Origin of the sequence: Novosphingobium sp. AAP1 (assembly GCF_001295765.1) — a bacterium.
GTDB classification, from domain to species: domain Bacteria; phylum Pseudomonadota; class Alphaproteobacteria; order Sphingomonadales; family Sphingomonadaceae; genus Novosphingobium; species Novosphingobium capsulatum.
On record NZ_LJHO01000001.1, the window covers coordinates 445,359 to 458,851 of the forward strand.

At 64.8% G+C, this 13,493-nt stretch carries 8 protein-coding genes; 5 read left to right on the plus strand and 3 right to left on the minus strand.

Translation table 11 applies throughout. From position 1 onward, the window contains the following. Window positions 1-137: 137 nt before the first annotated feature. Window positions 138-1,172 (minus strand): LacI family DNA-binding transcriptional regulator, encoded by a 1,035-nt coding sequence (locus IP65_RS01920; RefSeq protein WP_022678614.1) that lies wholly within the window; start codon window positions 1,170-1,172, stop codon window positions 138-140. Window positions 1,173-1,555: 383 nt separating this feature from the next. Between IP65_RS01920 and IP65_RS01925 the strand changes: the two genes are divergently transcribed. The 5 genes from IP65_RS01925 to IP65_RS01945 all read left to right on the plus strand — a co-directional run bounded on the left by IP65_RS01925 (window position 1,556) and on the right by IP65_RS01945 (window position 11,605). After that, on the plus strand, window positions 1,556-4,387 hold the full coding sequence (locus IP65_RS01925; protein ID WP_054130558.1) for a TonB-dependent receptor: 2,832 nt from the start codon (window positions 1,556-1,558) through the stop codon (window positions 4,385-4,387). A 118-nt stretch (window positions 4,388-4,505) separates the two neighbouring features. After that, window positions 4,506-6,026: a tryptophan halogenase family protein gene (locus IP65_RS01930; protein WP_054130559.1), complete on the plus strand. Its 1,521-nt coding sequence runs from the start codon at window positions 4,506-4,508 to the stop codon at window positions 6,024-6,026. Continuing rightward, window positions 6,023-7,894: an alpha-amylase family glycosyl hydrolase gene (locus tag IP65_RS01935; protein WP_054130560.1), complete on the plus strand. Its 1,872-nt coding sequence runs from the start codon at window positions 6,023-6,025 to the stop codon at window positions 7,892-7,894. The genes IP65_RS01930 and IP65_RS01935 overlap by 4 nt, the downstream gene beginning before the upstream one ends. Then, complete coding sequence (locus IP65_RS01940; RefSeq protein WP_054130561.1) at window positions 7,891-9,516, plus strand: alpha-amylase family glycosyl hydrolase; 1,626 nt, start codon at window positions 7,891-7,893, stop codon at window positions 9,514-9,516. The genes IP65_RS01935 and IP65_RS01940 overlap by 4 nt, the downstream gene beginning before the upstream one ends. 7 nt (window positions 9,517-9,523) lie before the next feature. Then, the gene (locus tag IP65_RS01945) at window positions 9,524-11,605 is read left to right on the plus strand and encodes a glycoside hydrolase family 97 protein (protein ID WP_054130562.1); all 2,082 of its coding nucleotides are present in this window, start codon (window positions 9,524-9,526) and stop codon (window positions 11,603-11,605) included. 210 nt (window positions 11,606-11,815) lie between these two features. On the opposite strand, the gene IP65_RS01950 is transcribed toward IP65_RS01945, so the two are convergent. Both IP65_RS01950 and IP65_RS01955 read right to left on the minus strand, forming a co-directional pair. Next, on the minus strand, window positions 11,816-12,259 hold the full coding sequence (locus tag IP65_RS01950; protein ID WP_054130563.1) for a cytochrome c family protein: 444 nt from the start codon (window positions 12,257-12,259) through the stop codon (window positions 11,816-11,818). 187 nt (window positions 12,260-12,446) lie between these two features. After that, window positions 12,447-13,430, minus strand: coding sequence for a GAF domain-containing protein (locus IP65_RS01955; RefSeq protein WP_054130564.1), 984 nt, complete (start codon window positions 13,428-13,430; stop codon window positions 12,447-12,449). Between the last annotated feature and the right edge of the window lie 63 nt (window positions 13,431-13,493).

Genomic DNA, 13,493 nt, shown 5'->3' on the forward strand with positions numbered 1-13,493 from the left:
TGCTATGCGTTGATGGCTTTGCTCAAGGCTTCCACCACCCCCAACCCCCTCCTCTAACGAGGATGGAGCTTTTCGACGCGTTCTTCCCCTCCTGTTCAGAGGAGGGGGCCGGGGGTGGTGCTGGACCTTGCCCCACCCTATCCCCCCGTGCTCGCCCGCACCACCAGCCGGGTGGGCAGGATGGCGGGCGGGGGAATGCGCTCTTCGATCTGGGCCAGCACCGATTCCACCAGCGCCTCGCCCGCCAGGCGGATATCCTGGACCACGGTGGTGAGCGGCGGATTGGCAAAGCCGGCGGCGGGAATGTCGTCAAAGCCGACCAGCGCCACGTCGCCAGGCACGGCGAGCCCGGCATCGGCCAGCACGCGCTGCGCGCCGATCGCGATCAGGTCGCTTGCGGCAAAGATCGCATCGAACGGCACCCCGCGCGAGAGCAGCACGCGTGCCGCGCCATGGCCGGATTCCTCGGAACTGATGGCATCGACCACCAATTCCGGATCTTGCGACAGCCCGGCAGCGGCCAGCGCGCGCAGCAGGCCGGCGTGGCGCTGCTCGAATTCGGGATAATGGCTGTCTGCCTGGCCCAGGAAGGCAATGCGCCGCCGGCCGCGCGCAATCAGATGCTCGCCCGCCAGGCGCCCAGCGCCGAAATTGTCCGATCCCACCGTGGCACCGATCGTGCCTTGATCGACCGATCCCCAGCGCACGAAATGCGTGCCCGCCTTGACCAGCTGGCGCAGGCGGCTTTCATACAGGGTATAGTCGCCATAGCCGAGCAGGATCAGCCCATCGGCCCTGTGGCTTTCCTGATAGCGGCGGTGCCAGTCATCCTCCAGCTTCTGGAACGATACCAGCAGATCCAGCCCCTTGGCCGCGCAATGCCGCGTGATCGATCCCAGCATCGACAGGAAGAACGGGTTGATGTTGGATTCATCGGGCGTCGGGTCTTCGAAGAACAGCAGCGCCAGCGTGTTGGAGCGCTGCGTGCGCAGGGAGGATGCGTTCTTGTCGACCGTGTAGTTCAACTGCCGGGCGATCGCCTCGATCTTTTCGCGCGTGGCCTTGCTGACGGACTTGCTGCCACGCAGGGCACGGCTGACCGTGGGCTGCGACACCCCGGCAAGATAGGCAATTTCAAAGCTGGTGGGCTTGTTGGATGGCTTGCGCCCCATGGCCGACTCTCCCTTCAGCCGAGATTCGCGACTGCATTATCGCTACCATTCTTATGCATAAGAACAAAATTATGCAACAATCCCGGATAAAATGCCTATCCAAATGCATGATGCATCGATCTATACGCATGTAATACAATGGATTTTTTCGCATTCGCGAAGACATACACAATGCATGGTATACGTATGCCATATTCGCTCGCGGCCCGCTTCGGCGTAATTTGAAACCAAGCGAGATCCGGTGGAACCAGGTGTCACATCCCCGCATGACGGGATGACGCACCTGGCGGGTGTCGCGCATTCAGCCGATCGCCGCCTTGGCGATGGGCACGCCAACAAGGTTCGTAGCCGGCTGCAGGCCGGCTGGGGGAGTGGAAGGTATCATGGCACATCACGCAGTTTCTGCGGGCGGCTTGCGCTGCTCGCTGGTCGCGCTGGCGACCGTTCTGGCCGGCAGCAGCCCGGCCCTCGCCCAGGAAACCCCGGCACCGCAGGCTCCTCAGGCCGCTGCCGATGCCACGCCCGAACAGGGCGCCATCGTGGTTTCGGGCATTCGCGCCTCGCTCAATGCCTCGGCCTCGATCAAGCGCAACTCCATCGCCATCGTCGAAGCGGTTTCGGCCGAAGACATCGGCAAGCTGCCCGACGTGTCGATCGCGGACTCGCTGGCCCGCCTGCCCGGCGTGACCGCGCAACGCCTAGAAGGGCGCGACCAGCGCCTGTCGATCCGTGGCCTTGGCCCGGATTTTTCGACCACGCTGCTCAACGGCCGCGAACAGGTCACCGTGGGTGACAACCGCGGCGTCGAATACGACCAGTATCCCTCGGAATTCTTCAAGAACGTGGTGGTTCACAAGGCCGCCGATCCCTCGCTGATCGCGGCGGGCATTTCCGGCACGGTCGACCTGCGCATGCTGCGCCCGCTGGCCCAGGCCAACCGCGTCATCGCCGTGCAGCTGCGCGGCCAGATGAACGGCATGCAGAAGCTCAACCCGGACGGCAAGCGCTACGGCTATCGCGCCTCGGCCACCTATGTCGACAAGTTTGCCGATGACACCTTTGGCATCGCCATCGGCGTTTCGGCCACCTCGGCCCCGTCGCAGGACGAACGCTACAACGCCTGGGGCTTCCCCACCCTGGCCGATGGCAAGACCCTGATGCTGGGCGGTGCCAAGCCCTATGTGCAGTCCAACATGCTGGACCGCTATGGCGCCGTTGCCACGCTGGAATACCAGCCGAACGACAACTGGCATTCGACGCTCGACGTGCTCTATTCGCACTTCAAGGAAACGCAGCACCTGCGCGGCATCGAATTCCCGATCTTCCCCGATTGGTCTGGCCTGGGCGGTGGTGACACCACGGTGATCCAGCCGGGCTACAAGGTGAACAACGGCTTCGTCACCGACGCGACGATCGGCAACGTCAAGGCCGTGATGCGCAACGATTACAACCAGCGCAAGGCAGACAACCTGTCGATCGGCTGGAACAACGTGATCGGCCTGGGCGACACGATGCACCTGACGGTGGATGCCAGCTACAGCCACGCCAAGCGCACCGACTTCCTGCTCGAAAACTATTCGGGCACCGGCTACATCAACGCCGGCGCGCGCGACACGCTGCACATCTCGCAGAACGGCAACGGCACGTTCGATATCGTGCCCACGCTTGACTATGGCAACGCCGCCAACTTCGGCATCACCGATCCGCGCGGCTGGGGCTATAACGGCACCACGGCCGTGGTCCAGGCCGGCTTCCTCAACAAGCCCAGCTTCAAGGACGATCTCGCTTCGCTGCGCGCCAGCCTGGATGGCGAATTCGCCCAGGGCGGCCTGCTCAAGGGCTGGGAAGTTGGCGCCAACTACAGCTACCGCAAGAAGACCTCGGCGTTCACGTCGTACTTCCTGTGCCCCAAGGGCGGCGGCACCGGCTGCACCCCGGGCAGCGGCACTACCACCTTTGCCCCGATCCCGCAGGCCGCGATCATCGGCACGGTTCCACTCGCCTACCTCGGCGTGCCGCGCATGCTCGCGCTCGATCCGATGTACCTGTACAACAATGCGTACAATTCGGTTTACGACAACCGTCCGGTCTCGCTGGTGCGCGACAACTCGGTGACCGAAAAGGTCTGGACCGGTTATGCCATGATCAAGCTGGATGGTGACGTGGGCGGCAAGCGCCTGTCGGGCACCGTCGGCGTCCAGGGCATCTACACCGACCAGAGCAGCAACGGTTCGCTGTCGAACTTCGATGCCACCACCGGCAACGTGATCGTCACGCCTGCCCACGGCGGCGCCAAGTACTGGAACGTGCTGCCCAGCGCCAACTTTGCGCTGGAACTCGCTCCGGCCACCTACCTGAAGCTCGCCGGCTCGCTCACCATGGTGCGTCCGCGCCTGGATCAGGAGCGCGTGAACCAGGAATTCTCGATCAACCCGACCAACATCGGGTCGACCGATCCGACCCGTCCGTTCTTCAGTTCGAACGGCGGCAACGCCCTGCTGCGTCCCTACAAGTCGGCCAACCTCGATCTTTCGGCCGAGCATTACTTTGCCAAGGGCGGCTATGTCTCGGCAGCGCTCTACTACAAGCGCCTGACCGACTTCGTCGATCCCAACAACTCGTATGCCTATGACTTCAAGTCTGTGGTTGCGAGCCTGCCGGCCAGCATCCGTGACCAGATCGCCACCACGGTGGGTCCGGTCACCGCGCCCGGCAACACCGGCAAGGGCAACGTCAAGGGCGCCGAAGCCACCGTATCGCTGCCCTTCGCCTTGTTCACCCCGGCCCTCGACGGGTTCGGCGTGTTCGGCTCGGTCAGCTACACCGACAGCCGCATCGTCTTTGCCAACAACCCCAACGACCCGATCACCCTGCCCGGCCTGTCGGATTGGGTGGCCAACGGTTCGGTCTATTATGAAAAGGCCGGTTTCCAGGCGCGCGCCAACTATCGCTTCCGCTCCAGCTTCCTGGCTGAAGTGGCCGGTCTGTCGGCCAACCCGACCTATCGCACGGCCAAGTCGGAAGGCATTCTCGACGCGCAGATCGGGTATGAATTCCAGCCCGGTTCGTCGCTGGCAGGTCTCGCGGTCATGTTCCAGGCCAAGAACCTCACCGATCGTCCGTTCATCACCTACCAGAACAACGATCCGCGCCAGGTGATCGACTACCAGCGATATGGTCGCGATTTCTACCTGACGGTCAGCTACAAGCTGTAAGTTCCCTCAGGCGGCGGGCGGTCCAGGCTGGACCGTCCGCCGCCGCCATGACACGATTGCATTGGATTGCAGGGCGTTGTTTGCGCGCCCGATCCTTTCCTGCGGGGGGCACAGGGCCATGGACAGCCAAGTAGCACGTTCGATCACCATTGTTGGCGGTGGCACGGCAGGCTGGATGTGCGCGGCCGCATTGGGCCATTTCCTGGGCGAGAACACCCGCATTACTCTGGTGGAAAGCGACGCGATCGGTACGATCGGCGTGGGCGAGGCCACCATTCCCCAGATCCGCATGTTCAACCAGGCGTTGGGCATCGACGAGACCGAGTTCATTCGCGCCACCGGCGCCACGTTCAAGCTGGGCATCGAATTTGCCGGCTGGCTGCGCCCCGGGCACAGCTATCTTCACGCCTTTGGCGATGTCGGCCGCGATATCGGCCTGGGCGCCTTCCGCCATTTCTGGTCGCGCGCGCACCGGCTTGGCCTTGCCCGGCCGCTGGGCGATTACAGCGTCAACGATCTGGCCGCCCGCGCCGGCAAGATGCACGATGGCGCGCCGCTGACCAACCGCAACGTGCCGCAGATGCCGCACGCCTTCCATTTCGATGCCGGCCTCTATGCCGCCTATCTGCGCCGCTATGCCCAGGCCAAGGGCGTGATCCGCGAGGAAGGCCTGATCGTGGCGGTCGATCGCGACGGCGCCAGCGGCGATGTCACGGCCGTCCGCCTCGATGATGGCCGCGTGATCGACGGTGAATTGTTCATCGATTGCTCGGGCCTGCGCGCCTTGCTGATTGGCGACACGCTGGGCGTCGGGTTCGATGATTGGTCGCACCTGTTGCCGGCCAACCGCGCCGTGGCCGTGCCCTGCGCCAGCGCGGCGCCGCTCACCCCCTATACCCGTTCCACCGCCCACGCCGTAGGCTGGCAATGGCGTATTCCGCTGCAGCACCGCACGGGCAATGGCCGCGTCTATTGCGATGCGTTCCTGTCAGACGATGAAGCGACGGCTGGCCTGCTCGCCAATCTCGATGGTATGCCGCTCGCTGATCCGCGCGTGATCCGCTTCACCACCGGCTGCCGCCAGCAAGCCTGGTCGCACAATGTCATTGCCATGGGGCTGGCGAGCGGCTTTCTCGAACCACTGGAATCCACCTCGATCCATCTGATCCAGTCGATGATCGCCCGGATCATGACGTTCGGCCCGACCTGCCGCCCCGCTGCCGCCGTGCGCGACACGTTCAACCGCCAGTTTGCCGACGAGATGGCGCGCATCCGCGACTTCATCGTGCTGCATTACTGGGCCAACGAACGCGAAGAGCTGTTCTGGCAGGCCTGTCGCAACCTGCCCCTGCCCGCCAGCCTGGCAGAAAAGATCGCCCTGTTCCAAAGCGCGGGCCACCTGTTCCGCGATCAGTCTGACCTGTTCAGCGAAGTGGGCTGGCTCCAGGTCTTGGTTGGCCAGGGGATCGTCCCGGCCACCAGCCACGCCCTGGCCGAGGCGGTTTCCGAAGCCGACCTGGCCGGCTGGCTCGATACGCTGCACGCGCTGTTTTCCCGCGAGGTGGCGGCCTATCCCACCCACGCCGACTATATCGCCCGCCATTGCGCGGCGCCTTCCCCCAAAGGACTTGTCGCATGAAAGCCCGCCTTGCCAGTGCCCTTGCCGCGGCCCTGGTCACCACCGCACTCGCCCCGGCCATGGCCGCCCCAGCCCCCGTTCCAGCCGCTGTTCCGACGGCGTCGGCCGTGGCGGCACGGCCCGCAGCAGGGGAATCGATCTATTTCGTGCTGCCCGATCGCTTTGCCAATGGCGACACCGCCAACGACGCCGGCGGCATTGCCGGCGGGCGCCTGCAGTCGGGCTTCGATCCGGCGGACAAGGGCTTCTACCATGGTGGCGACATCAAGGGCCTGATCGCCAAGCTCGACTATATCAAGGGCATGGGCTTTACCGCGCTGTGGGTTGGCCCGATCTTCAAGAACAAGGCCGTCCAGGGCGCGCCGGGGCAGGAAAGCGCAGGCTATCACGGCTATTGGATCACCGATTTCACCCAGGTTGATCCGCACTTCGGCACCAATGCCGAATTTGCCGCGCTGGTGAATGCGGCGCACGCGCGCGGCCTCAAGGTCTATATGGATATCGTCGTCAACCACACCGCCGACGTGATCCAGTATCGCGAAGTGCCGGCTGGCGCGGCCGCCCCCTATCGCGACAAGGCCAACTATCCCTACAGCCGCAAGGGCGGTTTGGCTGGCCCGGCGATCAATCCCGGCTTTGCCGGTGACAGCGATTCCAGCCCCGCCAATTTCAAGGCGTTGACCGATCCATCCTATGCCTACACCCCGTTCATTCCCAAGGGGGAAGAACATGTGAAGGTGCCCGACTGGCTCAACGATCCGATCTATTACCACAATCGCGGTGACAGCACGTTCAGCGGCGAAAATAGCCGGTTCGGCGATTTCGGGGGGCTTGACGATGTGTTCACCGAAAATCCGCGCGTGCGCGCCGGGATGATCGCCATCTATGGTGATTGGATCCGCAAGTTCCACGTCGACGGCTATCGCATCGATACCGCGCGCCATGTCGATCCCGGCTTCTGGCAGGTGTTCATTCCGGCAATGGAAGCGGTCGCACGGGGCGAAGGCATTCCCAACTTTACCATTTTTGGCGAAGTGGCGCGGGAAAACCCTGACAACGGCTATATCGCCCGTTTCACCCGGCGCGACGGCTATCCCCACGTGCTCGACTTTGCCTTCCACGCTGCCGTGCGTGCGGTGCTGGCGCAGGACAAGGGCACCGATGTCCTGGCCGACCTGTTCGACGGCGACGTGCTCTATCAAGGCGGTGACAAGGCGGCACTGGCCCAGCCGACCTTCATCGACAACCACGATATCGGCCGCTTTGCCTGGCTGGTCGAGCATGATCGCCCCGGCATCGGCCAGGACGAACTGCTGGCCCGCACCGCGCTGGCCCATACCATGCTTCTGACCCTGCGCGGCAGCCCGGTGGTCTATTATGGCGACGAACAGGGCATGATCGGCCACGGCAACGACCAGGCCGCCCGCCAGGATATGTTCGCCAGCAAGGTGGCCAGCTACAACGACCAGCCATTGCTGGGCACCACGCGCACCACGGCGCAGGACAATTTCAACCCCGCACATCCGCTCTACACGCTGATCGCCCGGCTCAACGCGCTGCGCGCCGCGCACCCGGCGCTGGCGCGGGGGGCGCAGCTGACGCGCAGCTATGGCGAAAAGCCCGGCCTGTTCAGCGTATCACGGTTCGATCCTGTAACGGGCGCCGAATATCTCATCGCATTCAACACCTCTGGCCAGCCGATCAAGGCGGCCAGCACGATCGGCACCAGTGCCCGGCGGCTGGAAAGCCTGCTTGGCCAATGCCCGGCCATGGTGGCCGCGCCCGGCTCGATCGTGCTTGACTTGCCCGCATACGGCAGCGCTGTCTGCCGCGTCCTTTCCTCTTCTTCTCCCAAGCAAGGCCAATGACCCAGCATACGCCCCCGTCTTCCGCCCAAGACCTGCCCTGGTGGCACGGCGCGGCGATCTACCAGATCTATCCGCGCAGCTTTGCCGATTCCAATGGCGATGGGGTGGGCGATCTGGCCGGCATCACCGCCCGGCTCGAGCACGTCGCGCGGCTGGGCGCCGATGCCATCTGGATCTCGCCGTTCTTCAAGTCACCGATGCGCGATTTCGGCTATGACGTGTCGGACTATTGCGATGTCGATCCGGTGTTCGGCACGCTCGACGATTTCGATGCCCTGGTGGCACGCGCGCACGAACTGGGCCTCAAGGTCACGATCGACCAGGTCTATGCCCACACGTCTGACCTGCACCCGTGGTTTGTGGAAAGCCGCCAGAGCCGCGACAATCCGCACGCCGATTGGTATGTCTGGGCCGATCCCAAGCCCGATGGCTCGCCGCCGTCGAACTGGCAGTCGGTGTTCGGCGGCCCGGCCTGGCGCTGGGACGCACGGCGTTGCCAGTATTACCTGCACAATTTCCTGGCCGAGCAGCCGCAGATCAACGCGCACAATCCTGCCGTGCAGGAAGCGCTGCTGGGGGTGATGAAGTTCTGGCTCGATCGCGGGGTTGATGGCTTCCGCATCGATGCGCTCAACTTCCTGATGCACGACCCCACGCTGCGCGACAATCCGCCCGCGCCCGAGGATGGCCGCCGCCGCACCCGCCCGTTCGATTACCAGCTCAAGATCTACAACCAGTCGCACCCCGGCATCATCACGTTCATCGAGCGGCTGCGCAGCCTGTGCGACAGCTATGGCGCGGTGTTCACCGTGGCAGAAGTGGGCGGCGATCTCGCCGAAACCGAGATGAAGGAATATACCGCCGGCGCGGCGCGTCTCAACAGCGCCTATGGCTTTGATTTCCTCTATGCCCCGCAGATCACGCCGGTGATGGTGCGCGATGTGCTGGCCAAGTGGCCGGACGAACCGGGCATCGGCTGGCCGAGCTGGGCCTTTGAAAACCACGATGCGCCGCGCGCGCTGTCGCGCTGGGCCACGCCCGAGGCGCGCGATGCCTATGCCCGGATGAAGGCCGTGCTGTTTGCCGCCCTGCGCGGCAACATCATCGTCTATCAGGGCGAGGAACTGGGCCTCACGCAAGTGGATATCCCGTTCGAGCAGTTGCAAGACCCCGAAGCGATCGCCAACTGGCCGCTGACGCTGTCGCGCGATGGCGCCCGCACCCCGCTGCCCTGGCAGGCGCAAAGCGCGATGGGCGGGTTTACCGCCGGCCCTGCCCCCTGGCTGCCTCTGGGCGAGGAGAACCTCGCGCGCGCAGTCGATCGGCAAGAAGCTGATCCGGCATCGCTGCTGGCGCTTACCACCCGCCTGCTGCACCTGCGGCGCGATACCCCGGCGCTGCGCCACGGCAGCTTTGCCGTGCTGCACGCCGATGCCAGCCTGCTTGTGGCGCGGCGCCAGTTTGCCAGCCAGTCGCTGCTGGTGGTGATCAACATGGGCAACCAGCCCGTCGCCTGGCCGCAGGATGTGGCCCAGGATGGCATGGTGCTGGTCGCCGAAAACGATGCGAGCCTGGGCTATCTGCCCGGCTTTGCCGCCCTGATTATCGAAGAGAGGATCTGACCCCCCAATGTCCGTTCTCACCCGTCTCGCAGCGCCGCTGGCGCTGACCCTCGCGTGCGCCCCGCTTCCGGCGCTGGCCCAGATCGCCACTGTCCCCGGCGCGGTCAACGATGGCCCGATCACCGCCGCCTCGCCCGATGGCAGCCTGGTGCTGACCGTGGCGATCGATGGCGATGGCCGCCCCACCTACAGCCTGTCGCGCAAGGGCAAGCTCCTGATCGGCGCGTCCTCGCTCGGCTTCATCCTGACCGACGGCCCCACCATGGTGCGCGGCAACCACATCATCGGCAGCGAAGCCAGCAAGCCCGCGCCCAGCACCTGGGAACAGCCCTGGGGCGAGCGCCGCTACGTGACCGACAACCACACCGAGCTGCTGGTCAAGTTCAAGCAGGTGCCCGAATGGGGCGGCCGCGAAATGAACGTGCGCTTCCGCCTGTTCAACGATGGCTTCGGCCTGCGCTATGAACTGCCCAGCCAGGCCGCGATGACGACGATGAAGATCGCCGACGAGCTGACCGAGTTCAACCTGGCGCAGAACGGCGCGGCCTGGTGGATTCCCGGTGGCGAGTGGAATCGCTATGAGCAGGTCTATCAAAAGACCCCGATCGATGGCGTTTCGACTGCGCACACGCCGATCACCATGAAGCTGGCCGATGGCACGCACCTGGCGTTCCACGAAGCCGCGCTGGTCGATTATTCGGCGATGTGGTTCAAGCGGATCGACGGCACCAGCTTCCGCTCCACCCTTTCGCCCAATCCGGGCGGCCCCAAGGTGACGCGTGACCTGCCGTTCAACACCCCCTGGCGCACGATCCGCATTGCCGACAACGCCGCTGGCCTGGTCGAAAACGATCTGGAGCTGAACCTCAACGAACCCAACAAGCTGGGCGATGTCAGCTGGGTCAAGCCGATGAAGTACATCGGCATCTGGTGGGGCATGATCCGCGGCGACTGGACCTGGGCGGAAGGGCCCAACCATGGCGCCACCACGGCCCGCACCAAGCAATACATCGATTTCGCCGCCAAGAACGGCTTTGGCGGCGTGCTGGTCGAAGGCTGGGACAAGGGTTGGAACGGCAACTGGTTCGGCAATGGCAAGGATTTCAGCTATACCCAGGCGACGCCCGATTTCGATATCAAGGCGGTTACCGACTATGCCCGCAAGAAGGGCGTGGAACTGATCGGCCATCACGAAACCGGCGGCAACATCGCCAATTACGAAGCCCAGCTTGACGATGCGATGAAGATGTATGCCGCGCTCGGCGTGCATTCGGTCAAGACCGGCTATGTGGCCGACGCCGGCGGTATCCGCGCCCCGGGCGCCACCCCCGATACTTATGCCATGGCCTATCACGATGGCCAGCGGCAGGTGGAACACCATCTCAAAGTGGTGGAAACCGCGGCCAAGTATCACATCGCGATCGATGCCCACGAACCGGTCAAGGATACCGGCCTGCGCCGCACCTATCCCAACTGGATCGACCGCGAAGGCGCGCGCGGCATGGAATACAACGCCTGGGGCCAGTTCGCCAACGGGCCGAGCCATGAGCCGACGCTGGTCTATACCCGCATGCTCTCAGGCCCGATGGACTTCACGCCGGGCGTACTGAGCCTGGAAGGCGCCAAGCATGCGCCGCTGGCGTCCACCCTGGCCAAGCAGCTTGGCCTGTACCTGGCGATCTATTCGCCGATCCAGATGGCGGCCGATTTCATCGAAACGCTGGCCGCCCATCCCAAGGAACTGGCCTTCATCCGCCAGGTGCCGGCCGATTGGTCGGAAAGCCACCTGATCGCAGGCGAAGTGGGCGAATACGCGATCTTTGCGCGCAAGGACCGCAAGAGCGACGACTGGTACGCCGGCGGCGTCAACGATGCCACCGCGCGCACCGTGACGCTGCATTTCGACATGCTCGATCCGGGCAAGACCTACACCGCCACGATCTACAAGGACGGCGAAGGCGCGACCTATGAAACCGACGCGCGCCACAAGATCGCCTATGACACCAAGACCGTGAAAAAGGGCGACACCCTCGACCTGTGGCTGGCGCCGGGCGGCGGCGCCGCCATCCGCCTGCATCCCGGCAAGTAAACGCCGCACAAAAAGCCCTCTCCCTTTCGGGGGAGAGGGTTGGGTGCCGAGGATGCTGTGCATTTTTCCACACGAAGCCACGAAGGCACGAAGAAGGTATGACAAAAACTCCTTCGTGCGTTCGTGGCTTCGTATGCGATTACCTTCCCGCCATCATGAGCAGCATGCCATCCTCGTCACCCTGAAGTTCAGGGTGACGAGTAAAATGGGTCAGCGCGCCTGAGACCGCAGATAGGCAATCACGTCTGCCCGGTTGAGCGGGTCGGAAATGCCACCGAACATCATCGCGGTGTGCGGCACCACCGCCTGCGGGTTCTTCAGCCAGGCATCGAGCGTGGCATCGTCCCACTTGCCGCCGGCATCGCGCAACGCGGCGGAATAGCCAAAGCTGGGGCGGTTTCGGCCCATTTGCTGGCCATAGACGCCATGCAGGTTGGGCCCGGCCATGTCCGGCGCGCCGGCATCAAATGTATGGCAGGCCTTGCACGCAGCGGCCTTGCGATCCCCGATCTGCGGATCGGCCACGTTCATCAGCGCGGCCAGCGATGGGTTGGGGCCTGCCTTGGCCAGGCGTGCATCGTGGGTCTTGTCCCCGCCGCAGGCAGAAACGGCAAGCGCAGCAAGCGCGACGGCAACAAGGCGGGTGCGGATCATGGCGATCGTCTAATCGGCCCAGGTGCACGGCACGATATGGCAATTTGTCCCGCGTCGGGCAGTTGCACAAATTGCATTGCGCGCGGCGACGCCGCAAAAAAATTGCACAAGGCAGCGTCCACCGCACACAAAATGGCCAGCGCAACGCGGCGGAACTGCGTTCGACAGCGACGCGAGACGTGATTCGTCAGTGGCGCAGCGACAGGCCGACTCGCTCCATTCGGCGATAGAACGTGGCGCGGCCGATGCCGAGCAGGCGCGCGGCGCTGCTCACGTTGCCGCCGGCCCGTGCCAGCGCCTGGCGCAGCACCGCGCGATCGCCATCGTCAAAGCTGGCGGGCTGGCCATCGCCGAGGAACTCACCCAGGGGACGCGGGCAGATCGCCGTGCCCGAGCCCAGGCGGAAATGCTGCCGCGCCGCGCGCGTGGCACCGATCACCAGATCGTCGCGGTCCACCGCCAGCAGGGCATGCCCGCGGGCGGCCGGATCGGTGCCGGCCAGCACGATGCGGGCAGCGGCATAGCGGCGACAGAACAGGTCACGCTCGATATGCCGGGCGGCGTCCTGCACCAGCGCGGCGATCAGCGCGGCCATCGCGCGATCATGGTCGCCGCGCGCCGATGAGATGTCTAGCGCGGCGATAAGCCGCCCCTCGGCATCGAAAATCGGCGCATCCATGCAGCTTACGCCCACGTTGCGGCTGGCAAAATGCTCGTCACGGTGGATCGTCACGGCGCGGCCTTCCACCAGGCAGGTGCCGATGCCATTGGTGCCCTGGGCGGCCTCGGCCCACGATGCCCCGGGCGCCAGGCCCAGTTCCTCGAACCGGCTGGCGTCAGCATCACCCGCCCGCCAATCCAGCACCACGCCGCCGGTATCGGCAATCAGCACACAGGCGCCCGCCAGGCCCACGCTGCCAAACAGCCGATCGAGCACCGGCGCCGCTACCGCCAGCAATTCGCCATTGCCGGCGCGCAGGGCCTTGAGTTCGGCCCCGCCCAACCGCTCTGCCACGCTGCGCGGCGCAGCCGGATCAAGCCCATGGTGCAGCGCCGATCGGCACCACGATGCCGCCACCGCCGAAACCGCCGCGCGCGAGGATTGCACCGCATTCAACACCCGTGCGGCGTGATCGGGATCGGGATCGAGACTGGGTTGCAAAACGGCCATGGCCTGTGCCTCTCCATCGGCTGTGGCGCCGCATCGTGGTGCGCCTGCTGCAGACGCGGGCCG

Bases quoted from the DNA above. Each gene is read 5' to 3' on its own strand.
- IP65_RS01945 (WP_054130562.1), top strand. From the start codon at position 9,524: ATGTCCGTTCTCACCCGTCTCGCAGCGCCGCTGGCGCTGACCCTCGCG.
- IP65_RS01955 (WP_054130564.1), bottom strand. From the start codon at position 13,430: ATGGCCGTTTTGCAACCCAGTCTCGATCCCGATCCCGATCACGCCGCA.
- IP65_RS01940 (WP_054130561.1), top strand. From the start codon at position 7,891: ATGACCCAGCATACGCCCCCGTCTTCCGCCCAAGACCTGCCCTGGTGG.
- IP65_RS01935 (WP_054130560.1), top strand. From the start codon at position 6,023: ATGAAAGCCCGCCTTGCCAGTGCCCTTGCCGCGGCCCTGGTCACCACC.
- IP65_RS01925 (WP_054130558.1), top strand. From the start codon at position 1,556: ATGGCACATCACGCAGTTTCTGCGGGCGGCTTGCGCTGCTCGCTGGTC.
- IP65_RS01950 (WP_054130563.1), bottom strand. From the start codon at position 12,259: ATGATCCGCACCCGCCTTGTTGCCGTCGCGCTTGCTGCGCTTGCCGTT.
- IP65_RS01920 (WP_022678614.1), bottom strand. From the start codon at position 1,172: ATGGGGCGCAAGCCATCCAACAAGCCCACCAGCTTTGAAATTGCCTAT.
- IP65_RS01930 (WP_054130559.1), top strand. From the start codon at position 4,506: ATGGACAGCCAAGTAGCACGTTCGATCACCATTGTTGGCGGTGGCACG.